The organism is Deinococcus rhizophilus (assembly GCF_030271215.1).
GTDB classification, from domain to species: Bacteria; Deinococcota; Deinococci; order Deinococcales; family Deinococcaceae; genus Deinococcus; species Deinococcus rhizophilus.
This window is the reverse complement of record NZ_JASNGB010000024.1, coordinates 1-23,636: the sequence shown is the minus strand read 5'-3', so window position 1 is coordinate 23,636 and position 23,636 is coordinate 1. Positions and strand designations below refer to the sequence as shown.

The window sequence follows — 23,636 nt, the reverse complement described above, 5'->3', positions numbered from 1 at the left end:
GGGCCGGGAGCCGGTCCCCGTGGTGACCGCCCCGGCCAGCTTCGGGAGTGCCGAGCCGGCCCCGCTGCCCGCCGCCGAGAGGCTGCCTGGCGAGGTGGTCGGTGCCGGAGACGGGGAGGCGGCCGTGCCCCCGGCGACCTGGTCCGGCGAGGCGCTGCCCGGCGAGCCGCTGGGACCGGAGTGACCTCCCCTGACCCGTGAGGGCGGGGAGCGACCAGCCGCCCGCTCCCTCATGGCCGACCTGTCGCGAGACAGGTTGACCACAGGACCAGAACCCATAAGGGTTGACGAGCCGCTGGCCTCGTCCATGGGGCAGTGTGGAGCGACCTGCAGCGTGAGGCCATTCATGAAGCGTGTCATGCGAGCCGACCGCGCGCCGAGCCTGGATGTCGGTATGACGGCTCGATCGCCGCACATGCGCGACCGGTATGACCAGGAGCGTGGACTGCGCCGCACTTTCGCCAGCAGTGAACGCTGGGGGTGCGGCCTTGTCTCCAGGAAGGCCTGCACCGGGCCTGGGTCGGGGCACACGCCTGCTCGGTGGCATGGGGGCGCACGCTGCTGGAGTGGTCCGCGCCAGCGGCTCCCGGGGAAGGCCTGACCTGAAGCCCGGGAGCAGCGCCACGCACCTTGGCCAAAGGGTGCATCCTTTCCCGACACTCCCCGGATGGCCCGGTAGCATGCGGGCCGAATGACTTCGTCCCTGCGCCTCGACCGCGGCACCCTCGTGATGTCCGAGGTGCCGGAAGTGGTTGCTGGCCTGTTCACCTGGGATGCGAGAAGCCAGTCCTGGCGGGCCCCGGGGAAGGTGTACCGGGAGGTGGTCGAGGGTCTGCGCGGAGCGGGCGTGGCGTTCCGTGACGAGGCGGCAAGCTTCCAAAAGCTGGACCTGGGGTATGCCCGGGAAGTGCAGCCTTACCGGCACCAGCAGCTCGCCCTGAACGCGTGGAAACAGGCGGGTCGGCGCGGCGTGGTCATCCTGCCCACCGGGGCGGGAAAGACCCTGGTGGCCCAGCTGGCCATGCGCGACACGCCCCGCAGCACCTTGATCTGCGTGCCCACCCTGGACCTGATGCACCAATGGTATTCCGGGCTGCTGGCCGCTTTTCCCGATGCGGAGGTGGGTCTGCTCGGGGGCGGCAGCAAGGACCAGACCCCCGTGCTGATCAGCACCTACGATTCGGCGGCGATTCACGCCGAGCAACTCGCCGGGCAGTACGCGCTGCAGGTGTTCGACGAGGCCCACCACCTTCCAAGTGATTTTCATCGGTCCGTGGCGGAACTGGGGTTGGCTCCCTACCGCCTGGGACTGACCGCAACCCCCAAGCGCAGCGATGGCCGTGAGCTGCACCTCGAAGACCTGGTCGGGCCAGTGGTCTACCACTGTGCTCCGGAAGACCTGGCGGGGGAGACCCTGGCGGATTACCGCGAAGTGATCATCCGGGTGCGGCTCAGTCCCCTGGAACAGCGAAGGTATGACGAACTGATCCGGACCCGGAACGACTTCCTGCGGCGCAGCGGGATTCAACTGGGTTCCTTGAAGGGCTGGAAGGAGTTCGTGATGAGCAGTGGGACCCCGCAGGGGAGGGTGGCCATGCTCGCCCACCGGGAAGCCCGGAGCATGGCTTACGGGACCGAAGGCAAGCTGCGCGTCCTAGAAGAAGTGCTGGCGAACCACCCACACGAGCGCACCCTGATCTTCACCGACGACAACGCGACGGTGTACCGCATCAGCCGCGAGTTCCTGATCCCGGCCATCACCCACCAGACCCCGGTCAAGGAGCGGCACGCGCTGCTGGACAGGTTCCGAAGCGGCGACTACCGGGTGATCGTGACCAGCCGGGTACTGAATGAGGGTGTGGACGTTCCGGAGGCGAGCATTGCCGTCGTGCTGTCCGGCACCGCGACCGAGCGCGAGCATATCCAGCGGCTGGGACGCATCCTGCGCAAGGCCGAAGGCAAGCAGGCGGTGCTGTATGAGGTCATCACCGAGGGCACCAGCGAGGAGCGGGTCAGCCGTCAACGCCGGGGCCAGCACTGGCAGTCGGACGCGAAAGCCATCGCCGATCACTTCTGGGAGAACGTGAATGCTCCCGACTGAGTTATTGATGTTCCGCGTCAAAGCGGGGCTCGTGGAGCCCCGCCGCCTGAAGGCCACGACGAACAACTTGCGATTGGCCGAGTCCGTCACCCAGGCCTTCGAGGCCAACCTGAACCAGCGCCGCGCCGACCTCGACGAGGAGCTCAAGGCCCTGGAAGCCGGACGCTCGGACTTCAAGGTCCTGCGGGGCTTCGCGCACCTGCTCACCAATGGGTCGTCCACCTTCGAGACCGGAAGCGACGTGGACCCGGGCCATATCCGGGCCAAGGTCTTCGAACTCGCCCAGGCTCAACCGCCCAGTCGCCACCGCCGCACCCTGGTCCTGGAACAGGCCGCGAAGAGCCTCGTGACCGAGCGTCCCCTCTCCGCCGAGGACCTCGCCGACCTCCTGTATGCGGACCTGCCCGACCAGCAGCGGCTGGTGGCCTTCGATCCCCCGGAACCGGGGGATCTCCTGGAGCGCTTCAACCTGGCCCAGGCCCAGGGGCAGCTCTACCGCGCATACAGCCTGATCATCACCGCGAGGCGCAACGAACCCGCCCGCTACAAGCAGCTCCTCAAATACACCAAGTTCTTCGGCCTGATGGTCACGGTGGAGGGAGACGCCACCCACGGCTTCACCCTGACCATGGACGGGCCCACCAGCCTCTTTTCCAGCACCACCCGCTACGGACTGGCCATGGCCAAGTTCCTCCCGGCCCTCCTCCATGTCACGAAATGGGACCTGACCGCGACGCTCAAGCCCCGCAAGGATCTCGACTGGGTGGACGAGTCCGAGGCCGAGTGGCTGTTCGAGCTGACCAGTGAGGACGGATACGTCAGCCACTACAAGCCGCCGGAGGAGCACGACTCCGCCCTGGAAGCGGGCTTCTCCGAGCGCTTCGCCAAACTCGACACACCCTGGCAACTCGAGCGCGAAGTGGACCTCGTCTCGGTGCCTGGTGGGGTGATCGTGCCGGACTTCCGCCTGGTGCACCCGGATAGCCGCAGCGTGCTCGTCGAGATCGTGGGCTACTGGCGCCCCGAGTACCTGCGCAAGAAGTTCGATCTGCTCCGCAAGTCCGGGCGTACGGACGTGATCGTCTGCGTCTCGGAGCGGCTCAACCTCGACAAGGCGGGGGTCGACCCCAGTGACTTCGGCGAGCGGCTGATCTGGTTCAAGGGCGTGCTCAATCCGAAAGACGTGCTGGCCTTGGCCGAACGGATGACCAGCGGTGCCTGATCCGCGCCGCTGCTCCGACTCGGCAGATGCCCATCAGACCCAAGGCTGGGATTACCCGGTTGTGGTAGGAGCTGCCGGGGAGAGGTAAGTCCCGCCGCCCTCCTCGGCCAGTCGGGCCGCCCGGCGCAGGATGCCCGTGAGCAGGCCCGACTCCCAGAAGTCCTGCCTCGCTCCGTCGTCGAAGCGTTCCTGCCGAACGAAGATGGTGAGCAGCCGGGCCAGCTGAAGAGGAGTGGCCTGCGCCAGCGCCTCCGGATCGTCCCGCAGCCGGCGGGCTTCTTCAGTCTGCGCCCACTGCGGCCACCGGAAGTCACGGTCGCCGTAGACCCAACCGTCCCGGTTTAACACGTCGACCAGCCGGTCGACCTGCCGGTGGTAGGTCGGCAGCACGAAACGGCGTCCGTCGGCGGTAGGATCCGACGGACTCAGGCGACGTACGAAGGGAAAGTCCTCCTGCTCGAAGATCGACAGGAAGTGCGCGACGGCCTGAAGGTCCGCGGTGGAGTAGGTCTTCATCCTGGCCGGATTCTGGCAGCTTCGCTGACCTCTGGAGTGGCCCGGCACCCGGGGGAGTCCGGGACGAAGTCGCCCTCGGGGAGCGTCAGAGTGAACGAAGCAGGGGAGGGTTACAGCAGTCTTGCCGCCCCGGTCACATGACCCAGCAAATGTGACAGCGCCGCAAGGCAGAACGCTCTACGCTCTCCACATGAGATTCACGCGCAGCTCACGCATCTCCCTGACAGCGGGTCTGCTGGCGCTCGGGTCCTCGACCTTGGCCCAGTCGACCACCCTGGGGGTCGTCTATCTCAACAGCAACACGCCAAATCCGGACGCGGCCTGGATCAGTCGTGGCCTGGCGGACATGCTCACCACCGACCTCTCCAAGATCGGCAGGCTCACCGTGGTGCAGCGCGAGCAGCTGGACAAGGTGCTGAAAGAACAGGCCTTGGGAGCCAGTGGCGCAGTGGATCCGGGCAAGGCAGCGCAACTCGGCAAGGTCCTTGGCGTCCAGACCCTGCTGACCGGCTCCTACGCGGCGATCGGGCGCAACGTGCGTGTCGATCTGCAGCTGGTCAACACCTCGACGGGCCGGGTCGAGGGGGGCGTGACGGCCGAGGGGTCCATCGACTCGATCTTCACGCTGGAAAAGCAACTGGTCCTGGCTGTCCTCAACAAGCTCGGTATCACGCCGAGTCCGGCGGAGATGCAGACCATCTTGCAGCCCGAGACCCTGAACAACCAGGCCGTGATCCTGAACTATCAAGCCCTCTCACTGCTTCAGAAAGATCCCAAGGCGGCTGCGGCGGCCTTGCAGCAGGCAGTGACCCTGGACCCCACCTACGCGAGTGCTCAGCAGAACCTGCGGACGGCCCTGAGCCTTTCGGGAAGCTCCATCGCGAACGCGGCACTGCTCGATCTGGATTTGAAAAGCAAGGAAATCGAGGCCGTGCGGCAGGTGGCTGAACTGATCAAGGCAGGTGTGCGCATCGTCGACGTCAAGCTCGAGGATCCGACGACCAGCGCAGGTCAGCCGGGTACGGTGAAGATTCCTTACACCCTGAAGGTGCGTCTGGCACCGGGCACCTTGATGGCCGTGGCCCGTGTGCTCGAGCCCTTCTCGCGGGAAGGCAGCAACCGCGCCACACTGACGCTTGAAGCGCCTGGCATCGGCCGGGGAGACGTCAAGGTCATTTCACTGGCCAAGGAGTCGCTTTTTTTCCTCCGGGACTACTTGGGGAGCTTTTCTGTCTGGCATGCCTTTTACGGGACGGGGAAGCACCCGGTGTATGTCAACTCGCTTCGGCATCCGAATTCAGACCTGACTGTGGCGAGTGTTGTAGGGATTCATGGCTACGGTGCTCAGAACTTGAGCGAGGTGGGGGCTGCTGCGTTGTCTTATGACCTCGATATGCCTGTCTCCCTTGCCAAAAACCTGCTGACTTCTTCGGCTGTAGTTGCGAACGAGAACGAATACAATTTTATTCCCGGTGCCAACTTCATTTATATCGACGCCAGGAATGCCCGCGAGCTCGGTGTTCCCGAAGGGTATTTGAGAGATGTAAGTATGGATGCAGAGCGTGAGTGCACGGTCTCCCTCAAGACCGGTAAGTTCAAGATCGACTTTGAGAAGATTTCCTCTATCGACGACATTCTCGGCCTCTCTGGATCCTGTCTGATTTATACCAAGATCAATGACGGCGACTTCAACCCAAAAAGTCTTCAATCCCTTTTGGAAGCAGGGGAAGATTTCAAGGTGTCGTCGTATCAGCTGGATACCAAAAGTGTGATTGTGAGGGACCGCCGTGACCTGGTGCGTATGGTCGAACTGGTCTTTGACTATAAAGAGTACGGCATCAAGTTCAACCTGATGTCACCGAGCGTGTATGTGGGGTATTCTCAGTACTACAGCTTCAGTCCGTTGAGCTTTGACGGTCGGCCCTCGAAACTCGTCGGCTTCACCGTGAAGCCCTTTTTCTGATGCCCCTCATTGCGCAAGTGGCCGAGCAGCAGGTCACCACCCAGGGCCAGGCGGCCATCCAGACCACCCTGCAAGCGGCCCGGGCCGTCGCGATCGCTGAGGCGCAGCGCGCGGCCACCGACCTCGTGCTCGGCGCGGTCGTCACGGCCGAGACGCAGACAGTGAATTACGAACTCGTCCGTGATGCTGTCGTTCGCCGCAGCGGGGGCCTGGCCCGACTCGTGAGTGTGCAGACCGAGCGTCAGGAAGGCGGCGTCTACACCGTTCAGGCCACCTTCGCCGTCTCGAAAGAGCCGCTGGCGCAACAGATCCGGGCCCTGCTCGACCGCACCGGGGATCCCCGCGTGCTGGTGCTGTTGCCCGAGACTTCGGCCGGGCAACCCAACGGCAGTTCGACCGCCGAGGCCCTACTGTCTACGGCTCTGCAGGAGCGGGGCTTCCGGGTGCTGGATCCCTCACAGACCGAACGGCTCGCCTTGCGAGAACAGGCGCTGGCCGATCCGAAGGTGGCCCGCGAGGTGGCGGCGCGCTTCGGCGCGGACCTGATCGTCACAGGCGCGGCCACCGCTGAGCCCAATGTCACCGTCCCCGAGGCCCTGAAAAGCGCTGGACTGCTGTCGTTCACCGCGAAGCTCGGCGTCAAGGTGGTGGACGCAGGTACCGGACAGCAGCTGCTCTACCAAGTGCTCACGGGGGTCGGGACGGGCGTCAGCCCGCAGGCAGCCGGACAGATGGCGCTGCAGCGCGCGGCGGGGCAGGCCCAGACGCCGGTCGCCTCCCGCATCATCGACTGGCTGGCCGGCACGGGCCCAGCGGCGCGGCGCACCTTCACCGTCCGGGTCTCCGGCTTCCCCAGCTACCGGGCCTACAGCACCTGGCTGCAACAGGCCCGCACTACGCCGCAATTCAGCACCGTGTCGTCGCGCGCGTTCGACGCGGCCGGCACGGAAGTGCAGGTCGAGTTCGGTGGCAGTGCCGACCTGCTCGCCGACCTGCTCGAGGGCCTGCAACTCACCGTGACCAGCGTGACGGGCACAGAGATCCGGGCCACCTACCGCCCCTGACCTTCCCTGGAGGTTCCCATGAACAAAGTGCTCTCCCTGATCCTCGCCCTCGGCGGCTCGTTCGCGGCGGCCGATGTCCAGCCGGTACCGACCGCGCTGTCCCTCCCCGCCGCGCGCGCTCCCCTCGGTCAGACGGCCACCATCGACTGGAATGCCCAGACCGTGACCGTGGAGGGGGCCGCCACCACCCGGCCCGGGCTGTCGCAGGCCCAGGCCTACCTGCAGGGCAAGGCGGCGGCCACTGCCGACGCGCAGCGCCTGCTGGCGGTCGCTCTAGCTGGTGTCCGCGTGGACGCCCAGACCACCGTCAAGGATTTCGAGTTGCAGAACGATGACATCTCCACCCGAGTGAGCGCGGTCGTCCGTGGGCAGATCGTCGGGGAACCGCGCATTGAGCGTATGCCGGACGGCTCAAGCATCGTCTTCGTGAAGATGAGTGCCCCCCTGGGCAGCGCGACGAACCTCTTGAAAGTGCTGACTCCACGTCCGCCTGCCCCACGGATCACGGTGAACGTCACGAACATCAATGTCGTGACTGTGGTTCGTCCTGCACCGACCGCCCGCTTTGCCGGCCTCATTATTGACGCCCGGGGTACGGACTTCTCTCCCTGCCTGCTGCCCCGTATTTATAGTATGGACGGCAGCCTGCTGTGGACTTACAACGCGATGGATGTGCGCAGTGAGGGGGTCAGCGGCTACGCCCGCAGTGTGGGGCAAGCGCAACGGATGACCGAACGCGGCGGGCACGCGGCGCTCATCGTGCAGGCCCTGGCCGCTGACCGCTGCAACGTCATCGTCAGTCGCCAGGAAGCCGACATGATCCGGGCCTACGACCGGGCCACCGGCTTCCTGTCGGACTTCAATGTCACCCTGGTGTTCTGAGGTGGCCGGCGTCTGAGAACGTGACTGTGGGGCTCAGCCCCTGCATCACGTCCGGGAGAGGAGAAAGTGGGCCACGCGCACCAGAAGCGCGTGGCCCACTTCTCGAAGCCGCCGTGCTTTCGCTGCTCCCGGACTACTCCAGGGGCTGACCGTTGAGGTAGGTGCCGCCCGATCCCATCCGCAGGTCGGCCTCGTAACGGTCGCCGCGGCGTACGAACAGACCCATCGCCTCCCCCTCGTCAATGGCCGCCTGCACCTCGTGTTCCTCCATGGCCAGGCCGAGCAGCTGACGCAGTCCCGTCTCCCCGGTCCGCGCCTGGGCCTGCACGTCGAGGGTGGAGAGGAGCTGCACCGGGTCGAGTATCAGCGTCTCCCAGTTCGCCCCTGGGCCCGGCCGGAATCCCACGCGTCCGGTCACCACCACCTCCTCTGCCCCTTCACCGACCGACAGCCGGTCGATCTGAAACTGCGGCGCGGCCCGCAGCAGGTCGGTCATCAGGCGGTTCAGTTCCGCCTCAGGCACCTGGTCCAGCTCGGAACCCAGCTGGCCCAGCCGGACGAGGGCCGGGCGGTCGAGCCGATCGACCGAGAGGTCCAGGCGCAGTTGATCGAAGGTCCGGTCGTCCACCTGAAGCTGCCCCACCCGGTACTGGACCGCGCTGCTCAGGTGTCGGTCGTCTCCGGTGACCTGCCCCTTGCTCTGCAGGTCGGAGAGCACCACCCGGGTGCCGCCGCTCACGCCGCCGATCCGCTCCAGCCGGAACTGCGATTCGCTGTCGCCCAGTCCGTCCGGGCTCTGCACGCCCTGGAAGTCCCACGACAGCCGGCCGACCTGCAGATCCAAGCCGTCGCCCCGCAACTCGGCTCCAGGCCACTGTGCGGTGGCCGTGACCCGGTCCCCACGGTTGTGGACGGTTCCGGAGAGGGCGCGCCACGTCATCTCCCCGTCACCTTCTGCGTACTGCCCCGCCGGGACTTGGTAGGTGGTAACGCTGCTTCCGCCGAACTGCACCTGGGTCTGGAGGGTGATCTTCTGTCCTGAAAAGGCCTCGTCGAGGTCTGCCTGAACGTCCGGGGGAAAGATCACCTGGGTAACGATGCGCGCGGCCCCGAAGCTCTTGCCCTGGGGGAAGGGCCCGTTGTGGATGCGGCTGCGTAGGGTGATGTCCAGACGGTCCGGCGTGTTCGGGAACAGCGTGACCACGGTGTCCTGGGTGCCGCCCATCAGGGTCTTGTGGAGGGGACCAGGCTTGAGGGTGGCGATCCCGCTGCGCGCCAACGTGTCCTGCATCTGCGCCAGCTGCGCCTGGACGTCCCGCTGGGTCTGCGCTCCGGCGTAGGCTGCGGCCCCCACGCCCCCGGCGAGGAGCAGGGCGGCGGTCAGGGCGATCTTGCTGTTCATGGGTCCTCCTGGAGATGTTCCTGGGAGCGGGGCAGGCCGCCGACCATGCGCACATCCTCAGGGTCACGCTGTCACCACTCGGGTGGGCGTTCAAGCAGATGTGCCGCCGCGCCGGGGGGAGGCATAGGGGGGAGGCTTCCCGCGTGCCGGAGGTCGGGCCTGGCCACGTGTGGGTCGCCTGTCCCGGTGAGCTGAGGGTTGGAGTTCAGAGCAGGGAGGCCGGTGGAGGAGGCGTGAGGACGCCGCCCGTCGGGGGTTCAGCTGTACCGCGAGACGGGTCAGGCGGCGTCTCCAGAAGAGCCGGTTCCCGTTCGGAATCGGCCGACCCGGCGGGGCGCGGCGGAGGCGAGGCCGGGGCGGGCGGTGGCCCTGAAGGAGACAGGTCCCCCAACGCGTCCCGCAGCAGCTCGGCCTGCTCCCGGTTGGCCCGGTCGTGGGGGGACTGGTCTGACGTCGGGGTCACTCGAACAGCCGCGTGCCAGGATGTCCGCATGGCGGCATCCTGACATGCCCTTCCCACCGTCACGCGCTACTTTGCGGCATGGATCCGGAGCACGCACGGCCCGAGCATGACGACGCCCCGCCCACCCTGGCGGGACCGACCTGGATCACCGTGGACGGCGTCGAGGGGAGCGTCGCCCGCGTCGAGCTGCCCGACGGCACCACCGCCGACTGGGACCTCGCCAGCCTGCCCGGCGGGATCCAGGAGGGGGACGTGGTTCGGCTGCACGTCGAGCACGGCGACCTCGAGATCGAGATCGACCACGCGGAAACGGCCCGGCGCCGTACGGCGGCCCAGTCCCAGCTCGACGCCCTGAACAGCGCGGCTCCCACCGGAGAGATCGACCTGTGAGGCGGCGGCTGACCCTGGCCACCCTCACCCTGGGCNACGGCCCGGCGCCGTACGGCGGCCCAGTCCCAGCTCGACGCCCTGAACAGCGCGGCTCCCACCGGAGAGATCGACCTGTGAGGCGGCGGCTGACCCTGGCCACCCTCACCCTGGGCATGGCGGCGGCCCAGGCCGCGCCTTCCGGCGTCCTGACCATCCGCTTCCTGGATGTGGGGCAGGGCGACGCCGTGCTGGTGACGGCCCCCACCGGGCAGACCCTGCTGTACGACGGCGGACGCAGCGAGAGCCGAATGCGGGAGCTCATCCGTCAGTACGGGGTCACCCGCCTTGACCTCGCCGCCGCCAGCCACGGGGACGCCGACCACATCACGGGCCTGATTCCGGCGATCGCTCTGTTCAAGCCCAAGCTGTTCCTGAACAACGGCGTTGCCGCCACCACACAGACGTACAGCCGACTTCTGAACGTGGTGGGTCAGGCCGGAACCCAGGGACTGTTGGCCCGTGAGCAGGTGATCCATCTGGGGGCCGTGAAGCTCACCGTCATCCCACCGCCCCCAGGAATGCCCCGTGATGACCAGAACGCGAACAGCGTGGGGCTACTGATCCAGTACGGCACCTTCCGGGCGCTGCTGACCGGAGACAGCGAGACGCCTCAAACCCAGGCCTGGCTGCGCCAGAAACCGGGCAGCTTCTGGGGGCCGGTGGACGTGTACAAGAGCATCCACCACGGGGCGGCGAACGGGGACAGCGCGGCGTGGCTGGCGGCGGTGCGGCCGAAGAACGTGGTCGTGTCGGTGGGGCCCAACAACTACGGGCACCCGACGGGCACGGCGCTGGGCCTCTACCGCAAAGTCGGTGCCACCGTCTACCGCACCGACCAGCAGGGGACCGTCACGGTCACGGTACAGCCGGGGGGCCGCTACGCCATCACCACCGAGAGGGGCCGGGGGCCGGCCACGGCACCCACGTCCCGTCCCCCCGACGCCCCAGCGCCCAGCCCCTCAGCTCCGCCCGCCTCATATCCGAACTGCGCGGCGGTGCGCGCTGCTGGCAAAGCGCCGCTGCTGCGGGGGCAGCCGGGGTACCGGGCCGGCCTGGACCGGGACGGTGACGGGGTGGCCTGCGAGTAGCGCGGGCTCTGGGCCAGGCAGCCGTCAGAGGCAGCGGAGTGGGGCAACCCGTCGCGGCCCACCGCCGACCTGCGGCGTTCAGCAGGGCCGGCGGTGGGTCGTCCCGTGATCTCGGGCTGTGAAGTGCTGCCGTAAACGGAACCTAGCCTTCGGAAACGCCCTGGCGGCCTAGTGCAGCACGTGGTCGCCGTTCGCGCCGCCGGCCACACGCTCCAACAGTTCCTTGTGGGGCAGGATCAGGCCCGCACCGGAATGGTGGAGGGGCACATCTCCCGTCGGCGCCGGACTCCACAAGAAGCCTGTCAGAGGCCCTGGGGTCTACTGAGAGTCAGAATCCCCTGCACCCTGGAGACTGGTCATGATCCATTCAACCCACGAACGCATCGCAATGGCCCAGCAGGTGCTGGAGCAGCTCAACTCCCTGACAGGTCTGGGCGGCGAACTCGCTGGCCGCCTGGCCAACGAAGAGGACCGGGCGCACGCCCTGCACGAAGCGAAGCAAGCGGCCGTCCGTCGGCTGGTCGCGGCGCGCATGGACGCCGCCGAGTCCGTCACGGCCGAACCGGACCGGGGGGCCAGCCTGCTCGGAGTGGGGCTGCGGATGGCCACCGGCGGGGGCGGGGCGGCGGGTGCCCAGATGGCCCTGATGGCCGCCCGGCAGCTGGCCGACGCCTACGTGGACTATGCCAAGTTCGCCCAGGTGGAGACCACGAAGCGCGCCCAGATCGATGCCTGGCGCCAGACGACCACCGAGCAGATCCACTCGACCCGTCAGGTGCTGGAGTTGTATCTCGAGCGCACCTTCGACGAGCGGCGGCAGAACTTCGGGCGCATGTTCGAGGCCTTGGATGAGGCGCAGGTGCAGGGAGACCTTCCGGGCATGCAGCTGATGCTCAGCGGCATCCTGGACCTGGCCAAATCGAGTCCCTTTCGTGACCTGGCCGAGTTCGAGCAGCGCCTGAACGACCCCACTTTCGTGCTGGACCTCTGATCAAGGAGACTGCCATGTTGCTTTCCCTCCCCCTCTGGCCGAGCGCCTCTCCCCCGTGGAGCGTTGTTGCTCCTTTCAACCGTGCGTGCGCTGCCAGTCCAGCGGATCTTCGCATGGGGAGGACGCGCTGATGCCGGCCCCGATCATCTACGTCCTCGGAGCCCTCGCTGCCGGCGCCGTCAAGAAGGGGATTGACGGCGGGATGGCCTTGAAAGAAGCCAAAGCGGTTCAGGAAGAGGCCAGTGCACGTGCCGAGAAGGCCCAGCGGCAGCATGAAGAACGCCTGCTGACGGTCCGGAAGCGGGCCGAGCAGTTAGAAGCGCACAAGTGGTCGGTGCAGCAGGGCGTCATGGCCGACTTCGGCCGACTCTGGCTCCGCCAGAAGCAGAAGCTGAACATCACCGACAAGGATTTCTCCGTGCACCTGAACATGTCGCCAGAGACGCTCAGGGAGTTCGAGGGCTTCGCAACCAGCGGTCTGGGCGTTGCCGGTGGGGTCCTGCAGGCCGGCGTGGCCGGCGTGGGAACAGGTGTCGGCGTCATAGGGGCGGTCACGGCGCTGGGCACGGCCAGCACTGGGGCCGCGATCAGTGGCCTGAGCGGAGCCGCTGCGAACAGCGCCCTGCTCGCCTGGTTGGGTGGGGGCTCTCTGGCGGCCGGTGGTGGTGGGGTGGCTCTGGGCACCCTGGTCGCGGGGGGCCTGTTCGTGGCACCGGCGGCGCTGGTCGGGGGCCTGATCGTGGCCAAGAAGGGTGAGGAGGCGAAGACCGCCGCGCAGCAGTACGCGGCGGAGGTGGACCTCTACGCGGCCGACGTGCAGCGCCGCTGCGTGGCTCTGGACGGAATCGAGCAGCGCATGGACGAGGTCTCGGGGCTGATCGCGAACTTGGCGCGCCGACTGAAGGCCGCCGTCTGGCAATGCGAGCAAAGCGAGGCAGCCATGGACGGCAACGTGGACCGGACCCAGTTCTTTATGGCGACCAAGCTGGCCACGACCCTGCGGGACGTGCTGACCGTGCCGGTCATTGACGAGGAGATTCAGGCCTCGGCGGCCTCCGCGCGGGTGGTGCGGGAGGCCGGGTGGGTGGCCGAGGGAGACGCAGAGGCGCCCACGAGGGGGCCCACGGCGGCCTCAGACCATGTGCGCCCGCCTGCCCCCACAGAGTCGGGGGTCCATCTGACGCTCAGGAGCACGCACCTGATTCCCCACAAGGGCAACCGGCATGTGGCCTTTGCTGGAAACGCTATGGTCGTCTCGGATGGACAGAGCATTGCACTGATGGGTCACCACAATGGCCTAGGGTGCCAGGCACTGGACGGGGTCAGCGGCCGGGTGTTGGGGCTGGACGTCGCCCGGAATGGCGCCCGGCTGGCGGCGACCTGCGGGGACCGGGAGGTGCGGATCTGGCAGCTTCCCGTGGAAAAGGTCGAGCGCACCCTGTCCCGGGGGGACCTGCCGGTGCGGGCCGTGGCCCTCTCGGCCGACGGGAGCTGTCTGGCCACAGCGTATGGAGATGGCCGTCTGGTGGTCTCGTACGTCGAGACGGGGGGCCTCTTTGCTTCCTTTGAGGGCGTGGGTGCCCTGGCGCTGGCGTTCAGTCCGGACGGTCAGCGTCTGGCGACCGCCACCGCGGAAGGCCATGTGCATGTTTACAACGTGATGACCGGCCGCTGTGAGGCGACCCTGGCCCTGGAAGGTCGGGGCCGGACCGTGGCCTTCAGTGCAGGCGGGCAGTACCTGGTGGCCGCCGCTGAGGACGGCAAGGTGAGGCTGTGGCAGGCACCCGGCTGGACCTCACACCACCGCTTCTGGTGGACGGGATGCGTGGTGCATGGCGTGACCTTCCACCCAGTGTTGCCGGTCCTGGCGACGGTGTTCGGTGACGGAGTGGTGCGGCTCTGGGACGTGCTGGCGCGGGAGACCGTGCTGGAGTTGGGCCGGGCAGGAGAAGGCGCTCAGGGCGCGGCGTTCAGCACGGACGGTACCCGCCTGCTGGTGGGGCGTCACAACGAGCTGGTGCGCTATGAGCTGGGCGTATGAGGCCCGCTGGTTGGTTCCGGGAGCATTCCTCCATTCCAGGGTCGCCTCGCTGCTGACGCCCTCCCGAACGTTCCCAACTCTGGGGCTCCCCCGCGGCTGTTCTCAGCAGAGTTGGGATATCACAACGCCGCGTACTCGCGAGGCGTCGCCTGGCCCCTGAGCGTCCCATGCACCTGATGGACAGGGGGTCTCGCGGGTCGCCCTCATCCAGACCTGGCGACTGAGGTGCGCCCAGTTGGGCGTGCAGGAGACGGCGTGCACGCGGCAGGGGAGTCAGGTCGCGGCGTCGCCTGGGCAGTAGATGAAGCGTGCCAGTGGCTTTCGGGCCTCTCCTGCCGCTCGCCAATTGGTCGTGGTCCACACGGCGTATACCCTCCACAGACCCAGTGCCCTGGCCGTCCCCTTCACCGCACAGCTCCCTAACGCGGCGAGCACCTGAGCTCGCTGGACCTGCAGGCTGGCGGCGAAGGCGTTCAAGTCATCCAATGGCACGGCAACTTGAGCCTGGCGGTCGAACTGGTCCTCACCGCACCGGGCGTGCCGCCCTGGCTGGCTGTGGGGCTGTCTGTGGACCATGCACAGGCAGGTGCGGGGTGGCAGGGCTGGCGGGCTCGGCGTGTAGGGGAAGCCCCGGCACCCGGCGACCTCCGCCGAGCGGGTCAAAGAACCCTTGGAGGCCCTGGGCGAGGCGAGGCGGTCGTGAGCGACGGGGCCCTGCCGATCCTTCTGGACGACCAGCAGCAAAAGCGACGCGGGTCTGCGGTGGGACTGCAGAGGGGAGAGGCCGCAACGCTTACTCCACGGCGTCGAGCATGCGCCGGGGCGGGCGGTAGGTGAAGCGCAGCGTGTCCCCGGCGACCAGGACCCGGCGAATCTCGTCGGCCAGTGTTCCGTTCATTCCCGCCCCACTCAGCCGCACCCAGCCCCGGCTGCGGCTCACGCCCACGAATAGCTGGTTGCGCAGCGGAATGTGGTCTTCCCGCACGGCCACCTGATCGAGACCCACCACGTACACCACATCCGCCTCGTTCCCCTTGGCCTGCATCACGGGGGAGACTGTCACCGCCCCGTCCCGCCAGAACCCGTTGGGGTCCGTATTCGGCCACTTCTGCTTCGGCACGTTCACGTCCTTGTTGCCGGGGAGATAGACGCTGATGTTCGCTGCTCGAAGGGCCTGGAAGACCTCGCGCTGCAGGGTGTACGGCGCCCAGTCCAGGCCAGGGACCACGACCAGAATCTGGCGGCTGGGCTGCAGGCCGTGCTCGGACAGGTCCTGACGCAGATGGGTGACCAGGGCCTCCAGCTCGGACTGCCGGTCGCGGTAGTTGCCGAAAGTGACCAGCGGCTCATCCGTGAACTGCGGCAGGGGGTTGGGCGAGTTCTCCGGAAGCCGGGTGAGGGTCACCTCACTGCCACTGCGGAACTGGCCGTCCACCTCGTAGCCGATCGCCTTCCAGTCGGCCTTGTTGGTTAGCCCTGCGAGCATGCCCTCCTCCCGCAGTAGGCCCATCCCCAGCGCGTGGGCGGCCAGCAGCACCGGACCCGGCGTGCGGTAGCAGCGGTTCATGACTTCGCTCTTCTTGATGCCGCCCTTGTAGGCGACCCCTGCTCCGAACACCTGTGCCCCGGCGTCCCCGAACAGCGCCCGGGTGTTGGGGATGGTCAGCGTGTCCAGGCTCTGGGCCTCGTCGTACGCCCAGATGAGGCGGCGGGCCTCCGGCTCGCCGGTGTCGAACAGGGCGTCTCTGGCCACAGGCCGCAGGCTCTGGTAGGCCATCCAGTAGAAGGCCTGCTTCTCCTCGAAGGTGAGCTGCATTTCCTCGTGCACCAGGTCCTGCCCTTCATCGATCAGCACCGCGTCGAACACCTGCAGGCTGCGCCCGGTGAGCTGGGCGTCAAGGAGGAGCGCCCGGCAGGCGAAGAGCAGCTTCGCCGTGGGTGACCCCTGCGGCGTGCGGTCGACGGTCAGGGGCGTGACCCCCACCTGGTCGGCCAGCGTGCGGTAGAAGCCCGGCTGGTCCTTGCTGCCCCAGGCGTGGAGGATGCGGAGCTTGTGCTGCGCGGTTCGCAGGCTCTGCTCCCCGTTGGTGGCCTGCCGCAACCAGTGGTCGACCTGCCCCCGGATCTGGTCGTAGAGGCTGCGCGAGAAGAACACCAGGGCGATGTTCCAGTCCGGATGCTTGAGGTGCATGTTGGCCGCCTTCTGCGCCAGAAGCACGGTCTTTCCGCTGCCTGCGATGCCCCGGATGCGCTGTGGCCCTGGGGGGATGGTCTTGGCGATCAGTTCTTGTTGCAGGTCGAACGCATGCAGGTGCCGGGCGGTGCGGGCAATCAGGTCCGCCTTGCGTGGGGAGGAGGTGGGCACAGGGGAGGGCACCCGGATCTCCCGCTTGGGCACGTTCCCACTGGTGCCCAGGGCGCTACGCAGGGCCAGCCACGCGGCGTCGTCCAGCGCTTCGCCGTAGCGCACCGGAGGGGTCTGAGCCAGGGCTGTGCGGAGACGTGTGGGAGTCATCTGGTCCGCAAACAGCAGCGGCACGTCCGAGAGCAGGTGTCCGAAGCGCTCGTCCCAGGCTTCTCGGGTGATCAGCGGTAGGGCGACGATGGCGCGAGTGGCGAGCTGGGGCAAACCCGCCTTCCGCACGGCGATCTCACCAAGAAGTTGAGCCTGCTTCCGCGCCTGCTCATAGGGATTGAGATGCGTCTTGCCGTAGTAAGGGCGCGAGAGGTCCCAGCGGTAGCCGACGACGCCCGCGATGGTGTCCAGCGGCAGGCTCTTGACCTCGATGACGGTGAGGCCGAGTTCGGGGTCGGCGATCAGGATGTCGGGTTCGCGGACCGTCTCGCGGGTGACCAGGGGATAGCGCCAGAAGCCCAGGGCCTCCTCACCCGCATACGCGGCCTTGACCGCCTCGAAGACCCGCGCTTCCCCCTGCTCCCCGGGGCCGCCGAACGCCTCCGTCACGATAAATTCCGCCATAGCTCGGGCAGAGTAGCGCGGCGGACTCTGCGCTGGAGGCGAGGGTGCACGGGGCCGCCCCAGCTGTCTGCTGACCTGATGCAGGCCCGCCAGGCGACGCTGCTGGGTGAGCAGGCACACCCTGGTGCGTCATTTCCGGCACCGCCCGGTGCTGTGCGTCTCGCACGTGCTGTGGGGGCCTCTCCTTCAGCAGATCGCCAGGAGGATTGTGGCGACCCTCCTGCCGCAGGGGTCTAGGCGTGGATGGCGTGCAGGTCCTCCTCGCTTGCGATCCAGCCCACTTCGCTCAGGACCGGGGCCGTCTGGTGCGGCGGCCTGGACACGTCCTCATCAGGACCATCCATCTGCCCGGGTGCCGCTGCAAGAAGGATCGAGCCTCGCTCATTGTCAGGATGGGTGCCTCGCTCTTCAGCGCACCAGATCCCACACGCGCAGGGTGCCTTCGACACCTAGGGTCACGAGCTGCCCATCCGCACCGAACGCAAAGGATTCTACCCAGGAACCGTGACCGGGCAGGGTCTGAAGCAGCCGGCCGGAGGAAGCGTCATGAACGGCCAGCGTGCCGTCGAACAGGGACACCACCAGGCGGGTTCCGTCGGGCGTGAAGGTTCCTCCCATCGGCTGGCCCTTCCCGGTCCACAGCACCTGGCCGCTCCGGAGATCGGTCAGTTGCACGCCACTGGAACGCAGCCAGGCCACGCGCGTTCCGTCCGGGGAGAGGAGAGCGGGCCCCCCGTCCTCCGAGAGGGGAAAGGTCTCACCTTCGTCCAGGTCAATCAGGTCGGTGCCGCTGCCCGTCATGCCCTCGTAGCCGGCGATCAGCCGCCCTGTGCCTGCACTCGGCGAGAGCCAGCTGTAGGGGGCAGGCTCTTGCAGCGTCCACTGCTGTGGCGCCTGTGACAGGTCCTGGAAGCGGTAGAGCGCGTCCTCCGTCAGCGCCACCGTGCCGTCACCCTGCGGCGTGGCGATCCTGACCCCCTCCAGCAGCGGCCGGGGCGCGCCACCCGTGACGCTCCACCGCAGCAGCCGTCCTGCTTCCAGCGTCAGCAATTCGCCGTCACCCAGGCCTACTGGGAACGCGGGATCCCCCTTGCCAAAGGACCCGGTCATCTGCCCGGTGCGGAGGTCCACGCCCACCACCGCGCCCTCGTCGAGGTTCACGAACGCCTGGCTGCCTGCGGCGACCACCGCGCCGTCGTTCTGCCCGAAGACCGTCAGCTGCACAGGGTGGACCCGCCCCGTGGAGACCTCGACCCGGGAGAGGCCCCCCATGGATGGGGCCAGCCAGAGCTGGCGTCCATCTGCCGACCACGCGGCCGACCGCCAGTCGAAGTTCACGGCGTTGATGGGTTGCGAGAGGGAACGCGGCTTGGCCCCTGACCCGCGCTCCAGCAAGGTCACTCGCCCCTCTGGCCCGTTCTCACTGATGGTCAGCAGCGTCCGCGCGCCGGCTGAAAGGGTGAGCACCTCCGCCCCGCCGGTCGCCAGTGCCACCACGCTGAAGTTCGTCAGGTCCACCAGTCGCCACGTCCCGTCGACCTTCAAGGCGAGGAAGCGGCTGTCGGCCGAGTAGACCAGTCCGTTGGGCCCTGTGGAGATCCGGCCTAGGGTCAGCGTCTTGCGCTTGGCGGCGGTGGCGGCTTCGTGAATGCGCAGTTCCTTCCCCTGCACGACCACGAACGTCTGACCGTCAGGGGCCACCTCGGCGGCCTCACCCTGGGCCAGAACCGTGGGGGGAGTCTCCCCACGGGCGAACACGGCGGAGACGCTTCCCCCACTCACGCTCAGCAGCCGTCCCGTCGGGCCGAGGCTCAACCCGAACTGATACTCCGGGTAGGCGTGGCGACCCACCAGCTTGCCGCTCGCCACGTCCCAGACCCGCACCGTGTCCGGACTGCCCGTGCAGTTGGCCGCCGCCAGCTGGCCGTCCGGCGAGAGGGCCACGGCCTGCGAGAGGCAGTCCTCGGCCCCAAGCGCCCTCGACACGCGGCCCGTACCGGGGTCACGCAGCAGACGCCGGGCACCACCGGTGAGCAGCACCTTGCCGTTCGGCGAGAGCGCGACGGACGTCGTGCGCCCGTCACCGACGACTAGGCGTGGGCCAAGCGCAACCGGCAACGAGGCGGGGGCCGCCAGGACAGGGGTGGCCAGCAGAACAGAGCACAGGAGGACACGGGTCAGGCAATGCACGGAGGCAGCGTACCGGGTCGGCCGGCCGACTGAAGCCGCAGATGCGGACTGGCTGCTTCTCTCTTTGCAGGACCAGGTCACACCGGAGCCTCCTGCTGCCGGGGCTGTGAGCCTGCACCGGGCGCGGCACAGATGTGCGGCTCCCGCAGGTCCTGGAAAGCAGACGATGGACTCGACCCTATGGCCACACCCGGTGCTCTCGAACGCCACAACCTGGCCGCCCATCCCGAGTTCGGGGCGGTCCTGGAGAAGGTCGCCGCCGAACTCCGCCCGGACCTGCCGCCCACGCAGGTCCCCGCGTTCTTCCGGGCGCGCGGTCGGCGGCACGACTTCCTGCTCGACCCCGGCAACTTCAGCGTCGTGGACGCCGGTCAACCCACGCATGCACTCGACTGCATCGTCTGCGGCGTGGGCTCACGGCGGCAATACGCTTTCTACGTGCGTTGCGCCGACGGATCTGTGCAGGGTCCGGTGGGCAGCAGCTGCATCTTCGAACATGTCCTGGGCGTGCATAAGGCCAGGGGCTACGGCAACAGCCTGCGGGCCCTGGTGCGCGATCTGCCCCACTACCGTCAGCACCGCTCGTGGCTGGAGGATGCGCACCTGGACTACGACGCTTACTTGCGCCGCGCGGCTCTGGCCTACCTCACCGACGCCGGGCGGCGCGCTCAGGCGCAGCTGACCCGGACGCAGCAGCAGGCCCTGGACCGCCTGCGCGCCGCCGGCCAGCCCCTGCCTCCCACGCTGTACGCCGCGCTGCTGCAGCGTGGTCAGGACCTCGACCGGCGCTCGCCCCCGCCCGTTCCCGCAGAGCCGGACCTGCCCCTGTCCGCCGACCTCCGGAGCCGCGCGAGGGAGCACCAGGACGAGGTGCTCAGCGCCCTGCCGGCCTTTACCCGCGCGTTCGTGCTCCGGGCGCTGGAGGACAGCGAGGTGCGGGTTGCGTCCTACCTGCGGTGGGCGATCGAGGAGGCTGTGGAGGACGCAGCACGGCACGCAGAGGGCCGCGAGCGCCAGTCCAGGTCCGCGAAGCGCCCGACCAGGACGGCGAGGCCACGCCCAGCTGCCGCCGCGTTGCCGCGGCTCGCCGCCCCGTGGCGGGAGATCGTGGAGCGCTGGCCTGAGCTGCAGCCTTTCGTGACTCCTGAAACGCAGGAGCGTGTCGGTTCCTTCCTGCGTTCCGGGGGCGGTACGCTGACCGCTCAGGACCGCCATCAACTCAACCGGGCGCTGCAGGAGCCGAACCAGGAGCGGGAGCGGCGGTGGGCCAGGCAGGCCCTGCTGGTCTGGCCGTCTGATGCAGATCAGCTTCTGGACGGGGCACTGCTGCGGGCCGCGCTGGAGCGGGCCGACCGCCAGCCGCTGATCGCTGCGCTCGAGGGGGCGAGGCCGCTGAACGAAAAAGAGCTCCTGGCCCTGCGTCAGCTGGCCCAGCCGCTGCTCAACCCTCAGCCGCAGCCGGCGCTGCGCAACTCGGACACCTTTCTGCAACTGGTGCAAGCTGTGGCCTTCCAGCACCAGATCACGACGACCCTGGCGAAGACGAGCCACCACCGGTCGTGGTTAAACGCCCTGAGAGAGTTCTATGCCGACTTCTTACAGGGCCGCGCAGTGGACGTGCCCGCCATGGTGAACGTGCTGCGGCGGCACCAGGCGAACCGGAAGGTGAAGCCCATCGTGCTGCCCCCCCGGGTGATCAGCCAAGTGCAGGCGCGGTGGTCGACCCTACAGGCCCGGCTCTCGCCAGACGCACAGGGTCAGCTCACGCCGCCGCTGGGTCCCCAGCACGCGGTCTCCCTGACCATCTTCGAGGAAGTCCTGCATGCTCTGGCGCAGCTCCCGCCGGCACCGACGCCCGTCCTGCCTCCTGAGCGCCCGACTCCACCACCGCAGTCTGCGCCGGCGGCGGCGTGGACGCCGGCGCTGCGGCCAGTCCCGCTGGAGTTGCTGGTCCTGATCCGGAAACAGCCGCAACTGCTCTCCAGAATCAGTCCAGGGCTGCGGCCGACCCTGGAGGCGGCCGTGCGGGACGGCACCAGGCTGGCTCCCGGACTGCTGCAGTTGCTGGAGCTCACCGCCCGGGAGTTCACGCGCGGACGGACCTGGCAGGCTTTTGTCTCGGCCCTCGCGGAGGAGGCGGACCGGCGGGGGCATCCAGCCCTCGCGCGGGACCTCGTGGCCAGGGACCGGGCCGCGTTCTGGCGACATGACCTCGCCGCCGTGTTCGAGGGCTACCGGCGCGGCACCGATCCCAACGAGACGATCGTCCTGCACGCGGCCCAGCGGCTCGAACAGGAGTCGGCGCCGAATGCAGCGGTCAGCGGCGCTGTTGCTGCGGAGCCCGCAGCGCCCGACCAGCAGCGGGATGCTCGCCATTTCCTCGACGCCCTCGCCCGGCAGGCCGGGCGGCTGGGGCAGAGGGAGACGGCCCGCAAGCTCGCCGACCCGGCCCTGGAGAACAGGTGGCTCGCGCTGCTCCCCGCAGGGTGGCGGAGCTACCGGCAAGACGGAGTCGTGACGGCCGCTGCGGTGAAAGCGGCTCTGGAACGCGCCCAGGGGGTGGACTGAGCGGCGATGCCCGCAGGCGTTGGCTTCTGCCCTCCCATTTCTGACGACCAGGGTGGTTAAGAGACCCCTTTTAGTCCGGGGCTTCCCAGCTCCCCAGGTGGGCGATCAGGGCGGCCTTGGCTTCGAGGAGACCGTCAACGCCGATGTCGTCATCCTCGATCAGGGCGATCAGGGCGTCGTCCCGGACGATGTCGAAGCCCTCCTCCCCCAGGAGTCGCTCGATTTCGGGCAGCTGCTCCTCGCGCAACCCGAGCCCACCGCGGTAGGAGGGCTGCGCGCCGAGCGCACGCACACTGCCGGGCAACTCCTCCCACATGGCGTGCTCAATCCAGGTGTAGTCCTCCACCTGGTCCTCGAAGATGTTGTCGTGGGTGAGTACGACTTCGTCGGCGATGGGGCGTTCGACGTCGCCCTCGGATGGGTCCTCGTCTTCTTCCGTCTCGAGAACGAGGTTGTCGGCCATCCGTGCGCCGAACCAGTCCCGAAGCTGTCCCATCGTGAAGCTCTCGTCGGACCTCAGGACGATCCCGGCGATGGCGCGCAGCAATGCGGGTCCGGAGGCGGCGTAGACCGTTCCATTCAGGACCCCGTAGACGAGCTTTCGTGGCGTGGTCATGTCAGCCCTCACTCCTTTGTGTCCTGCGCAATGAAAAAATGCCAGTCCTCGGTGCCGTCCCGGCTCACGGCGAGCCGGTAGGCGCTCGGCGTCAGGCCATGTTCGCCCAAGGCGAGTTCGAACGGTGCCAGGAACACGTGACCGTCCCGCGGCGGGCGGGCGATCAGCACCACCACGCCCCCCGGCTTCAGCACCGCCCGCGTCGTCAGCAGGAACCCGACGATCCCGTCCAGGTAGGCCGCGTAGTGCTCGGAATGCGGCACGTCTGCGAGGTCTGCCGTCGTCTTGGCCCAGGCCCCGAATGTCGGAGGGTGCAGGATCAGGACGTCAGCGGAGCGCTCCGGGACATGCTGCAGCAGGTCCGTCACGTCAGCCTGCACGACGTCAGCCGAGGAGGGGCGCAGGTCGCCGCCCCAGGCGCGGCGCCCGGTGGCGCGCGCCGCGCGGACGAGCTCCCCACTGCCGGCCAGGGGATCGACCACGAATCCGCCCGGGGGACAGACGAGCTCGATCAGGGCCTCGGCGACCGAGGGGGCCAGGCCCTCCCGCCGGCGCAATTCCGGACTGCTGTCAAAGAGCCACACCCGCTGGCCAGCCCAGTGGGGCTGGCGCGACCCCTGGAAGAGCCGGTCCACGGCGGTACGCCAGTCGGCCTCGGTCAGCGCAGCAGCCAGCGCGGTCCGGTCCAGCAAGCGCAGGGGAATGCGCCGCGCCGGGTAACCCCGGCGCAGCAGTTCGCGGACCTCCTCGGGATGGTCGACCACGTACAGCAGGTGGCGCTCCACGTAGGCCCGGCCCCACCCCTGGCTTTGTACCCAGGCGTGAAAGGCGTCCGGGTCGTGTCTCGCCCGAGCGCGCACCGCTTCGACCACCGGACGCTCGCCGCTCTCTCCCGTCCACAGCCGGGCCTGGGTCAGGAAGGCCTGGTAGCCCTGCCAGAAGGTACGTGCCACCGCCGCGCCTTCAGGCCGCCCGGGTGCGGAGGCCGCGAACCGGCACCAGGACCGTGTAGCCCAGACCGAGGAAACGCACCTCGATGCGGGGAGGCTCGGGGGCCTGCGGGCTCCGCCGCAGGTGGGGGTGGTTTAAGGAAGCTGCTACCAAGCGCAAAGTGAAGGCT

At 68.2% G+C, this 23,636-nt stretch carries 17 protein-coding genes; 11 read left to right on the top strand and 6 right to left on the bottom strand.

Annotation, left to right across the window (positions count from 1 at the left end; translation table 11 throughout):
- The 3 genes from QOL99_RS04770 to QOL99_RS04760 form a co-directional block, all read left to right on the top strand.
- Positions 1-184, top strand: a 184-nt coding sequence (locus QOL99_RS04770) for a hypothetical protein (RefSeq protein ID WP_285521904.1), incomplete at its 5' end; no start/stop codon positions are given.
- Positions 185-691: 507 nt separating this feature from the next.
- Complete coding sequence (locus QOL99_RS04765; RefSeq protein WP_285521902.1) at positions 692-2,101, top strand: DEAD/DEAH box helicase family protein; 1,410 nt, start codon at positions 692-694, stop codon at positions 2,099-2,101.
- Complete coding sequence (locus tag QOL99_RS04760; protein ID WP_285521901.1) at positions 2,088-3,323, top strand: DUF790 family protein; 1,236 nt, start codon at positions 2,088-2,090, stop codon at positions 3,321-3,323. The genes QOL99_RS04765 and QOL99_RS04760 overlap by 14 nt, the downstream gene beginning before the upstream one ends.
- Before the next feature lie 51 nt (positions 3,324-3,374).
- Here QOL99_RS04760 and QOL99_RS04755 read toward each other — a convergent pair whose 3' ends face one another.
- Complete coding sequence (locus QOL99_RS04755) at positions 3,375-3,839, bottom strand: DUF6508 domain-containing protein (RefSeq protein ID WP_285521899.1); 465 nt, start codon at positions 3,837-3,839, stop codon at positions 3,375-3,377.
- Between the two features lie 190 nt (positions 3,840-4,029).
- On the opposite strand from QOL99_RS04755, the gene QOL99_RS04750 reads away from it, so the two are divergent.
- From QOL99_RS04750 to QOL99_RS04740, 3 genes are read left to right on the top strand one after another with little or no spacing between them, the layout of a single operon-like run.
- The gene (locus QOL99_RS04750) at positions 4,030-5,802 is read left to right on the top strand and encodes a CsgG/HfaB family protein (RefSeq protein WP_285521898.1); all 1,773 of its coding nucleotides are present in this window, start codon (positions 4,030-4,032) and stop codon (positions 5,800-5,802) included.
- Positions 5,802-6,866, top strand: coding sequence for a hypothetical protein (locus QOL99_RS04745; protein WP_285521897.1), 1,065 nt, complete (start codon positions 5,802-5,804; stop codon positions 6,864-6,866). The genes QOL99_RS04750 and QOL99_RS04745 overlap by 1 nt, the downstream gene beginning before the upstream one ends.
- Positions 6,867-6,884: 18 nt before the next feature.
- A complete protein-coding gene (locus tag QOL99_RS04740) occupies positions 6,885-7,748 on the top strand; it encodes a hypothetical protein (RefSeq protein ID WP_285521895.1) in 864 nt (287 codons plus the stop codon).
- A gap of 133 nt (positions 7,749-7,881) precedes the next feature.
- Here the strand turns inward: QOL99_RS04740 and QOL99_RS04735 are convergent, their stop codons facing one another.
- A complete protein-coding gene (locus tag QOL99_RS04735; RefSeq protein ID WP_285521892.1) occupies positions 7,882-9,150 on the bottom strand; it encodes a DUF945 family protein in 1,269 nt (422 codons plus the stop codon).
- A gap of 541 nt (positions 9,151-9,691) precedes the next feature.
- Between QOL99_RS04735 and QOL99_RS04730 the strand changes: the two genes are divergently transcribed.
- From QOL99_RS04730 to QOL99_RS04715, 4 genes are all read left to right on the top strand, one after another.
- Entirely contained in the window at positions 9,692-10,003 is a 312-nt protein-coding gene (locus tag QOL99_RS04730; RefSeq protein ID WP_285521890.1) for a DUF3006 domain-containing protein, read from the top strand.
- A gap of 113 nt (positions 10,004-10,116) precedes the next feature.
- Complete coding sequence (locus QOL99_RS04725; protein WP_285521887.1) at positions 10,117-11,130, top strand: excalibur calcium-binding domain-containing protein; 1,014 nt, start codon at positions 10,117-10,119, stop codon at positions 11,128-11,130.
- 358 nt (positions 11,131-11,488) lie between these two features.
- On the top strand, positions 11,489-12,121 hold the full coding sequence (locus tag QOL99_RS04720; protein ID WP_285521886.1) for a hypothetical protein: 633 nt from the start codon (positions 11,489-11,491) through the stop codon (positions 12,119-12,121).
- 130 nt (positions 12,122-12,251) lie between these two features.
- A complete protein-coding gene (locus tag QOL99_RS04715) occupies positions 12,252-14,162 on the top strand; it encodes a WD40 repeat domain-containing protein (RefSeq protein WP_285521885.1) in 1,911 nt (636 codons plus the stop codon).
- Between the two features lie 793 nt (positions 14,163-14,955).
- On the opposite strand, the gene QOL99_RS04710 is transcribed toward QOL99_RS04715, so the two are convergent.
- Together QOL99_RS04710 and QOL99_RS04705 are read right to left on the bottom strand one after the other, a co-directional pair.
- Entirely contained in the window at positions 14,956-17,142 is a 2,187-nt protein-coding gene (locus QOL99_RS04710; protein ID WP_285521883.1) for an ATP-binding domain-containing protein, read from the bottom strand.
- A 408-nt stretch (positions 17,143-17,550) separates the two neighbouring features.
- Positions 17,551-19,260, bottom strand: a complete 1,710-nt coding sequence (locus QOL99_RS04705) for a WD40 repeat domain-containing protein (RefSeq protein WP_285521880.1) — start codon at positions 19,258-19,260, stop codon at positions 17,551-17,553.
- A gap of 252 nt (positions 19,261-19,512) precedes the next feature.
- Here QOL99_RS04705 and QOL99_RS04700 point away from each other — a divergent pair, with 252 nt between their 5' ends.
- Entirely contained in the window at positions 19,513-21,900 is a 2,388-nt protein-coding gene (locus QOL99_RS04700) for a hypothetical protein (protein ID WP_285521879.1), read from the top strand.
- Positions 21,901-21,970: 70 nt separating this feature from the next.
- Here the strand turns inward: QOL99_RS04700 and QOL99_RS04695 are convergent, their stop codons facing one another.
- Positions 21,971-22,516 carry a hypothetical protein gene (locus QOL99_RS04695; protein ID WP_285521878.1) on the bottom strand — a complete coding sequence of 182 codons (546 nt, stop codon included), beginning with the start codon at positions 22,514-22,516 and terminating at the stop codon, positions 21,971-21,973.
- 8 nt (positions 22,517-22,524) lie between these two features.
- Complete coding sequence (locus QOL99_RS04690) at positions 22,525-23,469, bottom strand: TRM11 family methyltransferase (protein ID WP_285521876.1); 945 nt, start codon at positions 23,467-23,469, stop codon at positions 22,525-22,527.
- Between the last annotated feature and the right edge of the window lie 167 nt (positions 23,470-23,636).